At 41.3% G+C, this 17,860-nt stretch carries 11 protein-coding genes; 5 read left to right on the top strand and 6 right to left on the bottom strand.

From position 1 onward, the window contains the following. Positions 1–385 precede the first annotated feature (385 nt). The 3 genes from radD to pyrC all read right to left on the bottom strand — a co-directional run bounded on the left by radD (position 386) and on the right by pyrC (position 3,716). Positions 386–2,125 carry a DNA repair helicase RadD gene (gene radD / locus AC1HJP_RS08220; protein WP_480361538.1) on the bottom strand — a complete coding sequence of 580 codons (1,740 nt, stop codon included), beginning with the start codon at positions 2,123–2,125 and terminating at the stop codon, positions 386–388. Positions 2,126–2,181: 56 nt separating this feature from the next. Continuing rightward, positions 2,182–2,490 (bottom strand): H-NS histone family protein, encoded by a 309-nt coding sequence (locus tag AC1HJP_RS08225; RefSeq protein ID WP_130255726.1) that lies wholly within the window; start codon positions 2,488–2,490, stop codon positions 2,182–2,184. A gap of 185 nt (positions 2,491–2,675) precedes the next feature. Further along, complete coding sequence (pyrC, locus tag AC1HJP_RS08230; protein WP_480361401.1) at positions 2,676–3,716, bottom strand: dihydroorotase; 1,041 nt, start codon at positions 3,714–3,716, stop codon at positions 2,676–2,678. Positions 3,717–3,905: 189 nt separating this feature from the next. On the opposite strand from pyrC, the gene AC1HJP_RS08235 reads away from it, so the two are divergent. Continuing rightward, entirely contained in the window at positions 3,906–6,284 is a 2,379-nt protein-coding gene (locus AC1HJP_RS08235) for a bifunctional diguanylate cyclase/phosphodiesterase (RefSeq protein WP_480361402.1), read from the top strand. A 93-nt stretch (positions 6,285–6,377) separates the two neighbouring features. On the opposite strand, the gene metE is transcribed toward AC1HJP_RS08235, so the two are convergent. Further along, a complete protein-coding gene (gene metE, locus AC1HJP_RS08240) occupies positions 6,378–8,651 on the bottom strand; it encodes a 5-methyltetrahydropteroyltriglutamate--homocysteine S-methyltransferase (RefSeq protein ID WP_480361403.1) in 2,274 nt (757 codons plus the stop codon). 295 nt (positions 8,652–8,946) lie between these two features. On the opposite strand from metE, the gene AC1HJP_RS08245 reads away from it, so the two are divergent. The 3 genes from AC1HJP_RS08245 to AC1HJP_RS08255 all read left to right on the top strand — a co-directional run bounded on the left by AC1HJP_RS08245 (position 8,947) and on the right by AC1HJP_RS08255 (position 11,201). Continuing rightward, positions 8,947–9,834, top strand: coding sequence for a LysR substrate-binding domain-containing protein (locus AC1HJP_RS08245; RefSeq protein ID WP_058029305.1), 888 nt, complete (start codon positions 8,947–8,949; stop codon positions 9,832–9,834). Between the two features lie 69 nt (positions 9,835–9,903). After that, the gene (locus tag AC1HJP_RS08250; protein ID WP_480361404.1) at positions 9,904–10,668 is read left to right on the top strand and encodes a YdcF family protein; all 765 of its coding nucleotides are present in this window, start codon (positions 9,904–9,906) and stop codon (positions 10,666–10,668) included. 170 nt (positions 10,669–10,838) lie between these two features. Continuing rightward, on the top strand, positions 10,839–11,201 hold the full coding sequence (locus tag AC1HJP_RS08255) for a hypothetical protein (RefSeq protein WP_058029303.1): 363 nt from the start codon (positions 10,839–10,841) through the stop codon (positions 11,199–11,201). 121 nt (positions 11,202–11,322) lie between these two features. Here AC1HJP_RS08255 and AC1HJP_RS08260 read toward each other — a convergent pair whose 3' ends face one another. Next, positions 11,323–14,496 (bottom strand): amidohydrolase family protein, encoded by a 3,174-nt coding sequence (locus AC1HJP_RS08260; protein WP_480361405.1) that lies wholly within the window; start codon positions 14,494–14,496, stop codon positions 11,323–11,325. Between the two features lie 92 nt (positions 14,497–14,588). Next, positions 14,589–15,419 (bottom strand): M90 family metallopeptidase, encoded by an 831-nt coding sequence (locus AC1HJP_RS08265; protein WP_480361406.1) that lies wholly within the window; start codon positions 15,417–15,419, stop codon positions 14,589–14,591. Between the two features lie 111 nt (positions 15,420–15,530). Here AC1HJP_RS08265 and AC1HJP_RS08270 point away from each other — a divergent pair, with 111 nt between their 5' ends. Next, positions 15,531–17,858 (top strand): helicase-related protein, encoded by a 2,328-nt coding sequence (locus tag AC1HJP_RS08270; protein ID WP_480361407.1) that lies wholly within the window; start codon positions 15,531–15,533, stop codon positions 17,856–17,858. Positions 17,859–17,860 lie beyond the last annotated feature (2 nt).

Genomic DNA, 17,860 nt, shown 5'->3' on the forward strand with positions numbered 1-17,860 from the left:
TCAAGAGCTGTTAGAACTCAACCTGTACGAGTGCCCACACAGATGATTGCTTCATATTTTTAAAGAACAGTGTAACTCGATGAGTTACCGCAGCCTTGCTGCGAAGTGGAGCGCCATAATAACGACTTCACTTTTTATGTCAACACTTAATTTTAAAAAGTTTTTAAAGTTAAGTTTTATTTGACTCGACATCGTTTTGATTTGCTTTTCAGCGTCTCGCCCCGTGTCAGTGGGGTCGCATTATAGGGAGACCAGAAAATTACGCAAGCCCTTTTTTAAAGAAAAATGCAAAAAACTGACTGTTCGCGCAATTTTTGAACGAAACGTGTGTTTTTATATATTTTTAGGCTATAAAACGTACAAATGTAGCGTTCTACTTGAAGGTTTATGATTTATCCGCGACTCTATAGCTGCCTTCATAATCAAATAGCTTTTCCTTTACTTGCCAACCGTACTTCTTATGTTGGTTTGCAATCACAAAGTCAGGCGCTTTTAATTGGTAGGCATATTGTTGAACTACCGAAGCCTGCTTAAAGTTAATTGGAGAAGAAACACCAGACACACGTTTTGCGTATTGCTTATTAAAAACGTACACACTTTTACTATTATCAAAATCGTACACCTCACTACAAGATGCGCCGTCTTCATCAAAGTAAGTTACTTTTATCTTTTCATCGGCCAAAGTTGTAATAGACAAACCACTACAACGTAAAACCATGGCGTTTTTGAGATTCAGTGCCGCTCTCAATTTATCATCCGGATCAGCCATAACAGCAAGACATTGATGACATTGCCTAGCTGCTATGTCATTTTCAGCCCCACATTCATCACATTCTTTAAATTTAAAGCGGTAGTCACATTGTTGCTCCTGTTCGCCATTATCCAGTAATCCCTGACAACGGCGGCCAAAATGCTCTATGACTTTGCCTTGCTCATCTGTTTTGCCCCAGAATATATTGGCAAAGCCACAACCAGGACAAAGCACTTGAACCGGTTCATTATCTGAATTAGGTTTTTTAGCACCCACTTCAGGTTGAAACAAATCGAACTGGTTGCCTGCAAAGTCCATAACGAGGCAATCTTTTTTGTCATCTGCAAGTCTTAAACCTCGTCCAACTATCTGTTGATACAAACTGACGGATTCTGTTGGTCTCAATATTGCGATGAAGTCAACATGGGGGGCATCAAAACCTGTCGTAAGAACGGATACATTTATAAGGTACTTTATTTGTTTGTTTTTGAAATTCTTAATAATGGCATCACGCTCAGCCTGATGGGTATCACCTATCACCAGTGCAGCTTCACTTTGCGGTAAGTACGAGAAGATTTCTTTAGCATGCATAACCGTGGCAGCGAAGATCATCACGCCTTTTCTAGAAGTACTTTGCTCTAGCACATGGTCAATGATGCTTTTTGTTGCTCTGGTTTGGCTATCTAGCAAACTATTCATTTGTGTTTCACTAAACCTGCCAAAGTTATCGGTTGTCAGACTGGAGAAATCATAATGTTTTATCGCCGGATCAACTTGTTTAGGCGGCGTAAGGTATTTATTGCTTATCATGTATCGTAGAGGCAGCTCGAAAATACACTTCTTAAATGGGGAGTCGCTGTTCCCTCTAGCAAAGCCATGATAATGATTTTGATAGATCCAACCCATGCCTAAACGATATGGTGTCGCGGTTAAACCTAGCACCTTTAAATTAGCGTTATGTTCTTTCAAAGCTGAAATAACTTTGCCGTACTGACTTTTATCGTCCCCATTTACGCGGTGGCATTCATCTATAATGACCAAGGAGTATTCTTCATTTAATTGGTCGATATTTCTGGAAAGCGATTGAACACTGGCAAAGGTGACTTGATGAATAAGTGACTTTTGTTTTAAACCTGCAGAGAAAATACTCGCTTGTAAACCAAAGCTTTTATATTTTTCGCTATTTTGCTCTACCAACTCTTTTACATGAGCTAAAACAAGAATTTTTTTTCGTGCAAGTCTAGCCAACTCTGCAATCACAAGGCTTTTGCCTGCACCTGTTGGTAAAACGATTACTGCTGGATCATTCGTTTTTTTAAAATGAGAAATGGTATTTTGAACAGCTTCTTGCTGATAAGGTCTGAGCGTGTAAATAACTAACCTCTAAAACAAATGAGCAGGCTATAAACCTGCTCACCTAAAGACTAAACTTAAATTACTGCGTATTGTTGCAGGTCAACATCAACAAATACTTTAGGACGTTTTCCACGACCACTCCATTCAAATATCTCACCGTCTTTCTCCATGCGATATTTAATGGCTACTTTACTGCGTTTGTCAGTCGGAGCACTTTCAAGCAAATCCTCAACAGTCAGTCCTTTATCTTTAATTAAAGCTAATACTTCTGCTTTTGCAGCTTCCTGCGCTTTTTGTGAGGCAATTGCGTCGTTTATTAATCCAAGTGCTTTTTCTAACTCACTAACACTTGCAGACTTAATAAATGATTTTATTTCTTTCATTGCCTTCTCTCAAATATTTAATTTCTATTTAGCTTAGTTGTGTATTTTAAATTAATTACACACTCATATTAATAGTATAAATATATTAAAAACTTGCAAATATTATATTTGTTACGAAATATAATTGCACAAAAAAACGCGCTTGATGCGCGTTTTAAAAATTACAAAAAATAGTTAAGTTATATTTAGACTACTTTCCAGTCGATTTCTGCACCCGCTTTAATAGGTACGACATCTGCATCGCCCAACGGGTAACTATCAGGCACCTGCCAAGGTGTCTTCTCTAGCGTGATGGTATCGTTGTTTCTTGGTAAGCCATAAAAGTCAGGACCAAAGTGGCTAGCAAAGCCCTCTAGTTTATCTAATGCATCTACTTCTTCAAATGCTTCAGCATATAACTCAATTGCTGCGTGAGCAGTATAAGCACCCGCACAACCGCATGCTGCTTCTTTCTTATCTTTGGCATGAGGCGCAGAATCAGTACCTAAGAAAAACTTAGGGTTACCGCTTGTTGCAGCTTTTATTAGTGCCTGTTGATGTGTATTACGTTTAAGAATTGGTAAACAGTAATAATGAGGACGAATACCACCAGCTAACATATGATTACGGTTATAAAGTAAGTGGTGGGCAGTAATAGTTGCGGCTACATTGTCAGAGGCTGCCTCAACAAACTCAACCGCATCTTTTGTAGTGATGTGCTCTAGAACAATTTTTAGACCAGGGAAAGCATCAACAACTTTTGATAATTTTGTTTCTAAAAACACCCTTTCTCTGTCGAAGATATCGATTGAAGAATCGGTTACTTCACCATGTACTAATAGCAGCATACCTACTTCTTGCATTGCTTCTAATGCAGGAAATACATTTTCAATGTCAGTAACGCCTGAATCTGAATTAGTTGTTGCACCAGCAGGATAAAGTTTTGCAGCGAAAATTTTACCTGTAGCCTTTGCTTTTCTGATTTCTTCCGGGGTTGTTTTATCTGTTAGATATAAAACCATGAGAGGTTCAAAATTGCCTTGCGGCTCTGCAGCCATAATGCGATCACGATAAGATAATGCTGTATCTGTACAAGTCGCAGGTGGCACAAGGTTTGGCATGATAATGGCGCGACCCATATAACGGCTCACATCTCGAACCGTATCTTTTAGCTGCACACCATCTCGTAAATGAATGTGCCAATCATCAGGTCGAGTAATAGTTAAAGTGGTTACTTTACTTGTCATTGCTTATTTCCGCTGCTGAATTTGCTCGATCATAGGCACTTAGGCTTATCTAGTAAAGTTTTTAGGACGAAATACTCCCGATTTCTATACAACCATTTACAATCAAATTCGTTAATGAACCTATTTTATTATGTAGTTTTAGTGACAAGTAGGTTAACGTATAGTCATGGACCAGAATGAATATTGTGCATGCTTTCGAATAACAACAAATTAGAATCAAAAACCGAACAGCTCAGCATTATTAATCAATTTTCATCTTCGCTTTTACAAATCACCCAGCTAGATGAATTATTTGATTATGTAACTTCTCAAGTAGTAAGTCGCTTAGGCTTTGTCGACTGTGTTATATATTTAGCTGATGAACAAGCTGAATTCTTAGACGAAGTTGCGTCAATGGGGATCGCGCATCAAAGTATCGATTATCAAGTAGCGCAAACGCGTATACCGATAGATCAAGGTATCACCGGACACGTTGCTCGTACTCAAGTACCTTTTGTCACAGGAGATGTGCGAAAAGAAGCGATGTATATTGCCGACTCACGCCCTGCCCTCTCAGAAATCTGTGTGCCTTTAGTTTATGAAAATACCCTACTCGGGGTAATTGATTGTGAGCACCCTGAATTAAATTATTTTACCGATGCGCATTTACAAATATTGTCCACCGTTGCTCATTTATTAAGCGCAAAAATATATCAAGTTCGTACACTTGATAATTTAACTACAACAGTAAATCAGTTAAACCAAGCCCAGCAACTCGAACAGTGCTTACTTAAAATTGCTAACATCGCGTATAAATCTGCTGACTTAAATGCATTTTATGATGACCTTTACCAGATCATTAATACACAATTACCCGCGGAAAACTTTTTTATTGCGCTTTATAACCGCAAGTCAGATGTCTTAGAAATAAAATACCTTATCGAAAGTGAATTAAAGTGTTTAGCAACGCCAAAAATTTCAAAAGACCAATTAAAAGATTCTGCGTCGTATTATTTGCTGAAAAGTAATAAACCTCTGCTATGTGATCAAGTACAGTTTAAACAGCACATTGAAGACGGGCATTTTAAAATGCTCGGTCGTTCGCCACTTTCTTGGTTAGGTGTGCCGTTTACAGTTAACGAACAATATCAGGGCGTTATTGTGCTGCAAAGTTATCAAAAACATAAAAGCTTTGAAGCACATGATCTTGAGATCCTTACATATATAAGCCGCCAAGTAAGTATGGCTATAGATCGTCAAATCTCTCGTCAAGCACTAGAGCATAGAGCATTACACGATGAGCTAACCGGATTAGCAAACCGTTACTTATTGTTTGAGCGTGTGAAACACGCAATTTTGGCTTTAGGGCGTGCCAAGCAAAAAAACCTACACTGTCTACTCTATTTAGACTTGGATAGGTTTAAAAGTATTAATGATTCACTCGGTCACGATGTAGGTGACCACTTTCTTATCGCAATTGTTAATATGGTAAAAAGCTGTATTCGTAAAACCGATACTTTTGCACGACTCGGCGGTGATGAGTTTGCGATCTTCATGGAAAATGTCCAGGACAAGCACCAAGTAGAATTGGCGCTTGAACGGATCACCAATGCAATCGCAAAGCCTTTACACATTGATGGTCATGTTTTACAAGCATCCAGTAGTATCGGTGTAGCCTTTACAGAAAGTGCCAAAGACAATGCGATTTCGTTGCTACAACAGGCAGACGCTGCCATGTATGAAGCCAAGTCTCGTGGTCGAGGCCAAGTATGTTACTTCAATAACGCCATGCGCCGAAAGCTAAAGCGCCAAGCAGATATTGAAAACGACTTGCAACATGGCATCAAAAACAATGAGTTCGAGCTTTTCTTTCAGCCAATTTTTGCATTGCAAGACCCTCATATTGTCAGCTTTGAAGCGCTGGTAAGGTGGCATCACCCAAAAACTGGCTTAGTGCCGCCTAATGACTTTATACCTATTGCTGAACAAACAGGCCAGATCATCGACCTAGACCTGCACCTATTAGAACTTGCAGGCGCACAGTTACAAAAATGGCGTCGCGCGGGTATGCCGACAATTCGAGTAACCGTCAATGTCTCGTCTCGTCATTTTGCCAGTCTTGAGTTTGTAGACTTTATGAAAGAGATCTACACCAAATACCAGTTACCCAATGGGACATTGTGTTTAGAAATAACTGAGTCAGGTTTAATTGAAAACCTCAGCCTTGCAACGCGAATTATTGAAGGATTAGAGCCACTCGGTGTAAAACTTTATTTAGATGATTTTGGTACCGGCTATTCGGCGCTTGGTTATCTTCATCAATTACCGATCCATGTACTGAAAATAGATAAGAGCTTTGTGGATCAATTAACACAAAAAGAGAACCCCTTGGTAGATGCTATTTTATCTCTCGCTCACTCTTTAAAGTTAACTGTGGTTGCTGAAGGTATTGAGAACCCAAAACAATGGGCGCTACTAAAACGTAAAGGTTGCCAATTTGGTCAAGGCTATATTGTGTCAAAGCCACTGCCAGCAGATAAAGCCATGGAATTATTACTCAAACATACAGAGATGGTGCTACCAATTTAAAAGTGACTTTCCACTTAAATTAATAAAACAAAACCTGCATTACGCAGGTTTTGTTTTATCTTCTAGCTAATTTACTTTTAGTTAAAGTTAATTTTATCCAAGTTCCTTTCTGAGCTCTTTGGTCGCTTTCACCATGTTATCAAGCGCAGCTCTAGTTTCTTCCCATCCACGAGTTTTTAAACCGCAATCAGGATTCACCCATAAACGCTCCACGGGGATCTTTTTGGCGGCTTTATGGATAAGCGATTTGATCCACGCAATGTCTGGCACATTCGGGCTATGAATATCATACACACCTGGGCCAATCTCATTTGGATAAGCAAAATCTTCAAAAGCATTTAGTAGTTCCATATTCGAGCGAGATGTTTCTATGGTAATCACATCAGCATCCATATCGGCGATTGCACCAATAATGTCGTTGAACTCTGCATAGCACATATGCGTATGAATTTGTGTTTCATCTTTAACCCCCGACGCCGACACTCTAAACGCATAAGCCGCCCAATCAAGATAACTTTGCCATTCACTTGCCTTTAATGGCATGCCTTCTCTAAATGCCGGTTCGTCAATTTGTATGATATCAATTCCCGCGTTTTGTAGATCGACGACTTCATCTCGAAGTGCTAATGCGATTTGATTTGCAATGCTTGGCTTATCGAGATCATCTCTAACAAATGACCAAAATAAAATGGTGACAGGACCTGTGAGCATACCTTTCATTTTCTTAACGGTTTGCGCTTGCGCATATTGCGTCCAGTTCACAGTCATAGGCTTTTCTCGAGATACATCGCCCCAGATAATAGGCGGTTTAACACAGCGAGAGCCATAGCTTTGCACCCAACCAAATTGCGTAAATGCAAATCCTTCGAGTTGCTCACCAAAATATTCAACCATATCATTACGCTCAGCCTCACCGTGCACTAGCACATCAATATCAAGCGCTTCTTGCTCTTCAACCGCATATCGGATCTCCACTTGCATTTGGTTTTCGTACTCTGCGACTGAAATAACACCGGCTTTAAACTCTTTTCGTGCTTGGCGAATGGTTTGTGTCTGTGGAAAAGATCCTATGGTTGTGGTCGGTAATAAAGGTAATCCTAATGCGGCTTGCTGCTTTTTAGCTCGTTCGGAAAATTCACTTTGTCGCTTTGCGTGTTCGGCAGTAAGTGATGCCACTTTTTCTTGAACCACAAGGTTATTTACGCGCTTAGAACTCGCTCTGGCTTTTACAGGCGCTGAATATAGGTCTAAAGTTGCTAGTGCTTTATTCTCAATGGCTGTTTTAAGTAGCTTAAGCTCTTGTGCCTTTTGTTTTGCGAACGCCAACCAAGAACGTAATTCAGCATCAAGCTTTTCTTCTTGATCTAAATCTACCGGGGTATGGAGTAATGAGCATGATGGTGCTAACCATAAATTATCACCGCGACTTAGTGCTATGGGCTCAATCTGATTATAAATAGCAGACAGATCTGCTCGCCAAATATTACGACCGTTAATAACCCCTAAAGATAAAACTTGGTCATCATTTAAAAGCTGGTTTAGCTTTGTAAAATCTTGCTCACCAGCGACACAGTCAAAATGCACACCTGCGACAGGATATTGCTGAATATCTTCATAATAATCTTTTACTGACTCAAAGTAGCTGGCCAGTAAAACCTTCACACCTTGCCCATTTAATGTAGCAAAAGAAGTGCGCAAAGCACTGCGATACTCATCTGATAGCTCTAGGGCGAGTATTGGCTCATCAATCTGTACCCATTCAACGCCAAGTTCAGCCAGCTTTTGTAACACTTGCTGATAAACCGGTAACAATCTCTCCAGAAGCGAAAATTTATTAAACGACTTATCTGCACATTTGGCTAAATGCAAATAAGTAACAGGCCCGACCAAAACAGGTTTAACTTTATAACCCAGACTGTGTGCTTCAGCGACTTCCTCAAACAGTGCTTGCCAGGTAAGTTCAAAGGTTTGCTCTTTAGAAAGCTCGGGCACTATATAGTGGTAGTTGGTATTAAACCACTTAGTCATTTCACTCGCTGCACAAGCACAACCACTTGGCGCTTTACCTCGGCCTATTCTGAATAATGTATCTAGATCAACATTGCCATCGGTATTTACATGGCGCTTTGGTATAGCGCCTAGCAATAAGCTGGTATTGAGTACATGGTCATACCATGCAAAATCGCCAACCGGAAGTAATTCAATTCCAGCTTCAGCCTGTATCGCCCAATTCTCGGCTCTGATAACTCTGCCTTTCTCTAGTAACTCGGCCTGAGTTAGCTCGCCTCGCCAATACGCTTCGACTGCAAATTTGAGTTCACGTTTTTTGCCAACTCGAGGAAAACCTAAATTATGAATATGCGCCATGCTCTTTCCTTAAAATTATACGGATGTTTAGATGGCTAAAAGTATTAACATGAGATAGGATGAAGACAATTGATGGTTTTTCAGTTTTAACATGAACAAAATTAATCGAATAAATTTGTAAAAAATATGATCAAAACATGACAACGCTGTCAAAAATAGTGTTATAGTGATTTTGCTAATTAAACACAGTTTTATGCTGTTTTTATAAACTAGCAAACACGGAAATTAAAGTTATGCAGTTCAGGAATAGGTGAACTCTGAATTTTGCTCACTCTAAGAATGAGATTTATTGAAGATGATAGATATTAAACATTTAAAAACCATTTCAACGCTTAAAGAAACCGGCTCGCTCGTTAATACAGCCCGTGAACTGTTTTTAACTCAATCAGCTTTATCTCATCAAATTAAAGACTTAGAGAACAAATTAGACTGTCAGCTGTTCGAAAGAAAAACACAACCCGTGCGATTTACCCCACAAGGTATGCTACTACTAGAATTGGCCAACGAAGTGTTACCAAGAGTAGAAGCAACCAAGTGTCGATTAAAAGAAAGCCTCAATCAACCAATTTCTCAACTGCGCTTAAGTGTTGAATGCCACGCATGTTTCCATTGGCTATTGCCGACAATCAAAGAATTTAACAATTTCTGGCCTGACATCCATGTAGATTACGAGCGCGGGTTTAGCTACGACGCCATTCCAGAGCTACTCAACGATGACTTAGACCTAGTGTTAACTTCTGATATTCGTGAAGCCGACAAGCTTGAATACGCGCACCTTTTTGATTTTAAGTTGAAACTGATTGTATCACCCGATCATGAACTGGCTAAAAAAGCCTACGTCACGGCCCTCGACTTAAAAGACGAAACTATTATTTCGTACCCTATTCCAAAAGAACGCCAAGATATTTTTAAGCATTTTATTCAAAATGCACGCTTTGACGGCACATTAAAAACAGTGGATCAAGGATTACTTATTTTCCAGTTAGTCAGTGCCGGTATGGGTGTTGCCGCTCTACCTGATTGGTTAGTAACACCTTATGAAAGCCAAGGGTTAATTAAGTCCATTCCGCTGGGCGCACTGGGTTTAAATCGTCCGATGTATTTAGCCATGAAGAAAAACATGAAAGACAACCCTGTCTATCGTCACTTCTTAAATACGTGTAAGCAAAGTAACGGACGATAACCACAGAAATCATCTGGTTGTCTTACTGATTCTATTTTAAACTAGCCCAAATTCTCTTTGGGCTTTTTTATGTTTGAAATCAAAAAGATCATCGGCGGCCTCTTGATGCCCTTGCCACTCACCTTAATTATCTTGTCACTGTGTTTATTATTTATCGCCAAGCAAAATAAAAAGTCATACCTTATTGCTTGGCTTTGTGTTCTTGCCACTTGGTTTATAAGCACACCTTACGGCGCAAACTTATTGATTGAACCTGTCGAAAAGACCCAAGCGCCTTTCAATATTAAAAAACACAAAAAGCTCGACTATATTGTTGTACTTGGCTGTGATGTCTATGCCAACAGCCGTTTGCCAGCAAATGGCCAACTTGGTGGTTGCGCGTTATCACGCCTAGTTGAAGGGCTTCGTCTGGCAAACATATACCCACAAGCCAAAATGATTGTCTCAGGGTATGGCTTTGGTAAAACCACAGGCGCTGATTTAATGGCAGAGACTGCTACAAGTTTAGGTATTGCCAAGCACCGAGTGTCGACCAACCCAACAGCTAAAGACACAGCCGATGAAGCAAAACTACTTGCACCAAAATTAGTCGATAGACAGGTTGCACTCGTCACCTCAGCAAGTCACATGGCCAGAGCCAGTGATTTATTTTATGTGCAGGGGGTTGATGTGATCAAAGCACCGGTGCAATTTTACACTTATACAAATACCCCGACGCATAAGCTTTTTATTCCAGATTCGGGAGTATTAAGAGCGGTTACGAGCCACTGGCATGAAGTCATAGGTAAAGCCTGGATAGCGTTAAGACGATTCATTAACCCTGAAGCTTTATGAATCAGTGCTTAAAAATACGTTAAAATGCTTACTTTTACAGCGCTTTATCGCAATTTAGAAGGCTAAAAGTAGAGAAATGGCGCAAAAAATTGAAAATTAGCCCAATTTTCGGTATAAATGCGCCTTTAAATTAAACCCGCGTATCCGCGTATTAACGACTAGGATCTACGATGAGTAAACTTGATAAAACTGAAGTATTAAGCGCTTTTGAAGCTGCATATGAAGCTGCCCATGGTAAAAAGCCAGAGATCACAACTAAACCTGGCTGGTACAGCATTGACGGTGGCAAAAACATGCGTCTTGCAGATGTAGCAGCACTAACAGAAGAGCTTACTTCTGGTTCTGCGGCTCCTAGCCAAGAAGCGGCTCCTGCTAAAAAAGAAGCAAAAAAACCAGCAGCGCCTGCGAAAACTAAAAAAGCAGCATTTACTGTTGTTAAAGCTAATGAAGAAGGTTACACACCAGAAGAGTTCTGGATTATCCGTCTTGCTGAAAAAGAGCATGACTGTCGCCTTCCACGTGGTGTGGTTTAATCCCCACTCACAGTTAGACATAAAAAAACCGCGTTTACCGCGGTTTTTTTATGTCTGGTTTTAATATTGAAAGATTAAAATCCAACAGGAGTGAGACCTAAGCCTCACTCAACAGTGAAAGTTACTCTTCGAAGAATAACTTCTCACGTTTTTTCGCACCGACTTCTTGCATCGTTGACGCATCAAATAAACGGCCATTGATCATAGTATGACTGATCTTGTCCGTATCTCTGATGTTATCTAGCGGGTTTTTATCAAGCACGATTAAGTCAGCCAATTTACCCGCCTCAATTGAACCAATGTGTTCATCAAGACCGATATGCTTAGCCGGATCAATCGTAGCTGCACGCAATGCTTCATGTGGCGTCATGCCACCTTGTGCAAACATCCAGATTTCCCAGTGTGCCGCTAGGCCTTCACGCTGACCGTGCGCACCTAGATTCACTAGAGCACCTAAGTCTTGTAATTCAGCAGACACACGCGCGTTGTTGAAGTGATTATAGTGGTGATCTGGTGATTTAATACGACGCATTGAACGCGGTAGTAATTGGTTCTTAGGCACAAACTTACTTAATCTTGGGTGTGCCCACACATCGGTTTTATCGTACCAGTAGTTTTCACCCCAAATACCGCCATAAGCCACACCTAGCGTTGGTGTATAACCTACATCAGTCTGCGACCATAACTGCTTAATGTCGTCATAGATATGCGAGACAGGTAAAGAGTGCTCAATACCAGTATGACCATCAACGACCATAGTGAGGTTGTGTTGTAACAATGAGCCACCCTCAGGCACGACCATCATGCCTAGCTGACGACCCGCTTCAACCACTTGCTGACGCTGTTCACGACGCGGTTGGTTATAAGACTTCACACTAAAGGCACCGACTTTTTGTAAACGCTCTAAGTGGAACTTAGCATCGTCTAATGAATCGACATGTGATGTATAACCCGGCATATTCGCACCGTACAAAATCGTACCGGTTGAGAAAATACGTGGGCCAACAATTTTGCCTGCCTTTTGCATTTCGCTGGCTGCAAAGATCTCTGTGGTATCGTTAGATGGATCGTGAATGGTTGTTACACCTAAAGATAAGCCCGCAAAGTTCTTCCAGTTTTGCTCTGGAATGATCTCGTTGCTGCCTTGCGCACCGTGCGCGTGAACATCCACCAGCCCAGGTAAAATAGTCTTACCTGTTACATCAATCACTTTTGCGCCTTTTGGAATACGCACATCAGCTTGTGAACCCACGGCTTTGATGTGTTTGCCATCAGTCAGCACCACACCATTTTCGATAACTTGCTCGCCTTTCATGGTAACAATGGTTGCGCCAGTTAACGCTATCATGCCTTTAGGCTCGGCCATTTTCTGCTTGAAACCAATGTTTGTGCCACTGGCCACTTTAAAGTCAGCATCTTCAGCTTTATTAATATCAAACATGCCTGCAAGTGACGCATGATAAAACTCAGGTCCAAGACTCCAATATAGTTTATCGCCTTTAGCACTCCATGAAATGCCCTCACCCGCTCTGACCGATAACTGCTCAACAGGGAACTGCTTATCGCTTGGAGAGATATTAATGGTTTTGCCACTTTCAACAAATGGCGTCACAAATACTTTAAAACGTTCAGCAAATGCGAGATATTTACCATCCGGAGATACGCGGTATTCAGTCGCATGTTTTGATTCGTATAAAACCTGTGTTTTCTTCGTCTCTAAGTTTACTGTGCGCAATTGCGGTTTAGGCCACCCCGCCATTACAAAAATACGGTCGTTTCTGTCAGCAAACTGAGGTTGAAAACCTGACTCTGTGATGAGTTCTGATTCACCGCCTTTACTTGAAACTTTGTAAATCCCCGACTTTAAAGACCACTCAGGCGTTAAAATCGAACTGCCTGAAGTTTTACGGTACACCACTGTGTCGCCATCAGGACTAAATGTTGGCTCTACATATTTGCCTGGCTGCTTAGTAACGGCCTTACCTCGACCTGAGCGCGCTGATACAACACGTACCGAGCCCTGCTCTTTGTCATCCCAAGTGACATAAACAATCTTTTTGCCATCACGAGAAAATTGCGGGAAGAATTCAAAATGATCTTTTTGTTTAGTCAAACGCTTAATTTTGCCCGACTCAAGGTCTCTTTTATAAATGTGACCCATGGCTTCAAAAATGGCCGTTTCACCGTCAGGAGAGACTTGTACGTTACGAAGCATTTTCACATCGAATTCAGGCTCATCAATATCTTGTGCAAAACGTAATGCCTTTTGCAGCTTTTTGGTGGTTTCTACTTTGAAGGCAATCTCTTCAACTGACTTGTCTTTCACTGCCAGTTTATGAATTTTACCACCCGCCCAGAATACCAAATGTTTTTGATCAGGCGTCCAAGCAATGGTTGGATATACACCGTGAATGGCCCAAGTCTCTTGCATATCACGCTCAAGCTCACCATAAAGCTTAGTATGCTCACCTGACTCTAAATCATATAAATAGAGGCTTGATTGAAAATCGTCACGTTTAATATATGCCAGTGTTTTACCATCTGGTGATGGGGTTGGACGAATGGCACCACCCATACCCGATAAGATCACCTCGATCTCACCTGTTTCTCTGTCTAGACGCTTAATTTTATAAATGCCTGCCACTGAATCTTTTGAATAATGAAAGGTTTTTCCCGGTGTGGCATCTTGTGAGAAATACACATAACGACCATCTGGCGAGAACGCAGGCTCACCTAAGTCTTTTTGCTCATTTGGACGCTTCGTTAGTTGAACACCATTACCACCGCTTTTGTGGTACATCCAAACTTCACCCGCTCCTAAAGAGCGAGTACCGGTAAAATGCTTACGCGCCACGATAAAGTTACCATCTGGACTCCAAGCAGGACTGTTCAATAAGCGAAAAGTTTCTTTAGTGACGACGGTTTGCTCTGATCCGTCGGTCTTCATCACCCAAATATTGTCGCCACCACCTTGATCTGAAGTAAACGCAATATACTGACCATCAGGGCTAAAACGTGGCTGCATTTGCCAACCAATGTCTGAAGTTAACTGTGTGGCTTTACCGCCTTTCATCGGCATAGTGTAAATGTCGCCAAGTAAATCAAATACGATGGTTTTACCGTCTGGGCTGACATCGACATTCATCCAAGTACCTTGCTCTACAGATACTTTCGCATCAAAGAACTCACCTTGCGGCGCATCAACTTGCCATTTTTCTGATTTTTCTGCGGCCTGTGCACAGCCAAGTGCTAATGACACAGAAAGTGCGAGCGCACTATAAAACTGTTTTTTCATCTTGTTGTCTCTCAGTTATCATCACGAATGATTACAACTGATTGCAACAAAATTTCGAATGATATGCCAGAAAAAGCCACCAATTGCAGATTTTATCGACGGTACCAGTTACGGGGGTCAAACTGGTAATAATCCATCAGTAACGAGAATAACTCCGGGTCGTATTGCTTTAGCTCAAACGGTTTTTCCATGAATGTCTCGGTCAGCACCGCAAAAAATTCCGCTTCATTGGTTGCCCCATAACTATGCATAACATGATGCATGCCGTAAGCCACATGACTTTTCAAGTTTGAATAGGCACGAGTAAATACTTTCCCCCATTGTTGGTACATGGCCTGCGAGTGCAACTGAGGTGTACCATTGGTTTGCCCTGTTTGCTGATCGAGCTGGTGGGCAAATTCGTGAAATACCAGGTTATGGCCATCTTCAGGTAACCTATGCCCTTCAATGACGTTATCCCAACTTAAAACCAAAGTACCGCCGGGCCAAGACTCCCCTTGCCTAACTGAAGTATGGTAATTAACCAGCCCTGCCGCATCGCGACTTTGCTGTGGAGCATAGTAGCTACTGGGATATAACAGCACTTCTTTCACATTTGGATATAAAGGCCACTGGCTGTTCAGCACCAATAAACAAGCATCGGCAGCAATCAGTAAGGCCATAGCACGATTCACTTCTAAACCATCACGACCTAATACACGCTTTTCACCTAAAAACCAAACAATGTGATTTTCGAGCTTTTTGCGATCTTTATCGGTCATATTACGATAGATAGGCATATATTTAAGTAAGGTTTGCTTATCTTGCTCTGACAGGGTTTGCTCAGCATATTTATGCTGCCAATATTGCCTCATCACATCGTGCCAACGCCAATAAATCACCACAAAGGCCACGAGTGCCAACATCAAGAAAATATTTATCATGTGAATTCTCTTTACTCTATTAATGAGTTAGTTGGTGCGAATTGCAGCGATTTCAATATAGCTTTGATAAAATCCAAGAAACTTAAAGATTATAAGATAGAACACTCTGCCATGACTTTACCCATAGCCCAAATAGAAGCTGATTTTCACGCTCATATTGACTCTTCTCCGCTTGTGATCAGCGCAAGTACTGGTTCAGGTAAATCAACTTGTTTACCCGTTTGGGCAAAAAAAATTGGTCGAGTATTAGTAGTACAACCAAGACGTATTGCCTGTACGTCACTTGCGGAATATTTAGCAGAGCAAAGCCAGCAACCGCTCGGAAAAGAAATTGGCTACGCCATTCGTTTTGAAAGCCACTTTGATGAAAACACCCAAGTGGTATTTGCCACACCCGGTGTCGCACTGCGGTGGTTTTTTGAGTCTAAATTAAAAGAGTTTGATGTGGTCATGCTCGATGAGTTTCACGAGCGCCGTTGGGACATGGATCTGCTGCTTGCTCTTATTAAAAGTTACCAAGCCCATAAACTAATTGTCACCTCTGCGACACTAGATACGCAGCCTTTATGTGATTATTTACACGCAACGCACCTGCACAGCGAAGGCAAAATGTTCCCCGTCGAAGAGACTTTTATTGCAGATGATATGAGGGCGATGCCAAGCAAACATGACTTAGTCCCAAGGGTATATCAAGCTTGCGCTCAAGCATTGAATGAAACCCAAGGCGATATTTTGGTGTTTTTACCAGGCAAAGGCGAAATTCAAAGTGCCGCAAGTGGGCTCAAGGATTTAGATGCCATTGTCATTGGTTTGTATAGTGGTTGTCATAAATCTCAACAAGATTTAGCGCTTAAACAACAATCAAAGCAGCGTATTATCTTAGCAACCAATGTTGCTGAAACCTCACTGACCATACCCAATATTACCTATGTGATTGATTCAGGTCTTGAACGTCGTACCCATTTGCGAGGCGGTAAAACGGTACTCGCACTAGAAGCCATAGCTGCTGACTCTGCTAAACAGCGACTTGGTCGCGCAGGTCGTACGCAAGCAGGGCGCTGCATTCGCTTATACGGTCAATATGCACCACTAATAAAAACCACACCGCCAGAAATTCACAGGGAAGCCTTGTCTGAGCTGGTATTGGCCAGCGCCTGTGCGGGGTTCAATATACATGAGTTACAATTTTTGGAGCCATTGCCTAGTAGTTCATTGAATGCAGCTATTGCGCAATTACAAAAAGTCGCCGCCCTTGATGGCGATTTAAACGCCACTGAGCTTGGCAAAGTATTATATCCGCTACCCATTGACGCAGAATATGCATACTTAATTACAAAAATGCCAAGCGGAGCACTAAAACAAGCCATGATTGATGTCATTGCAGTTTTAAGTGTGCCAGCGCGGGTTTATCAGCTGCCCAATAATTCTGAGCAACTCGAAGAATTGAACAAGGCCCTACCCAATCATTGCGATCTAGAGCTGGCTATTAATTTACTTAGAGGTAAAGCCCCTCATATAAATGTCGAACAAAACGCGTTTGAAGAAGCCAAACAATTTAGTGCACAGCTACGAGAGGCCTTTTCATTACCAGAGCTGAGTAAAGCTGCGAATTTCGATAGAAGTTCACTCTTACATCATATTGCTCAAGCTCGACCTGATTTACTCTATATAAAAAGAAATAATCGACGCGGCGCCTTTGGAAATGGCTACAACGAAGTGATCCCAGCCAAGGAGTCGCGTATTAACGACAAGGCGCAAGCAATGATAGTGCTAGATACATATGCCATGGCCGGCAAGGGCACAAAACAAGCCATGACATTGGCAACCTGCGCCGCACCAGTGCCACTGAGCCTTGTTAGTGAATTTGCACAGTACGAAACCACACTCAACAAAGCTGAAATTGTAGATCATGAGATCATGGTGAATATCAGCCATGTTTTTGCTGGGGTAGAACTTTCGACAAAACTTGAGCCTATCACCTCAGAGATACTTATTCCAGCCTGTGTCGAGCTCATTCTCAATAATCAATTAATGCCAGGTGTTGCCGAGCAAGTGATTGAGACGATTGATTTTCATAATCTATATAACCAATCAGAAAATATCACAGAGGCACTACCAACAGCCGAGCAATACTTGCTAGAAACTTTGACTGATTTAGGGATTCGTGAGCAAGATGATTTAGCTTTAATCGAACCCGAAGACTTATTTTATCAAGGTATCGAGTCTTGGTTAATCGATCCATTTAAAGAAAAGTACCCGCTAAAAGTCAATTTACCTGGGTTAAAACTATCGGTTGAGTATTTCTTTAAAGCAAAGCGTTTAACCTTGCATTATGCAAGCGGTGCGCGCAAAGATGCACCTAAAAGATGGGAATTGCCAGCTTGGCTGGGATTTAAAATTCAATATAAAAAGGCGAGTAAAGTGGTTGATGTGAAATAAAA

This window comes from Pseudoalteromonas sp. NFXS53 (genome assembly GCF_056629255.1).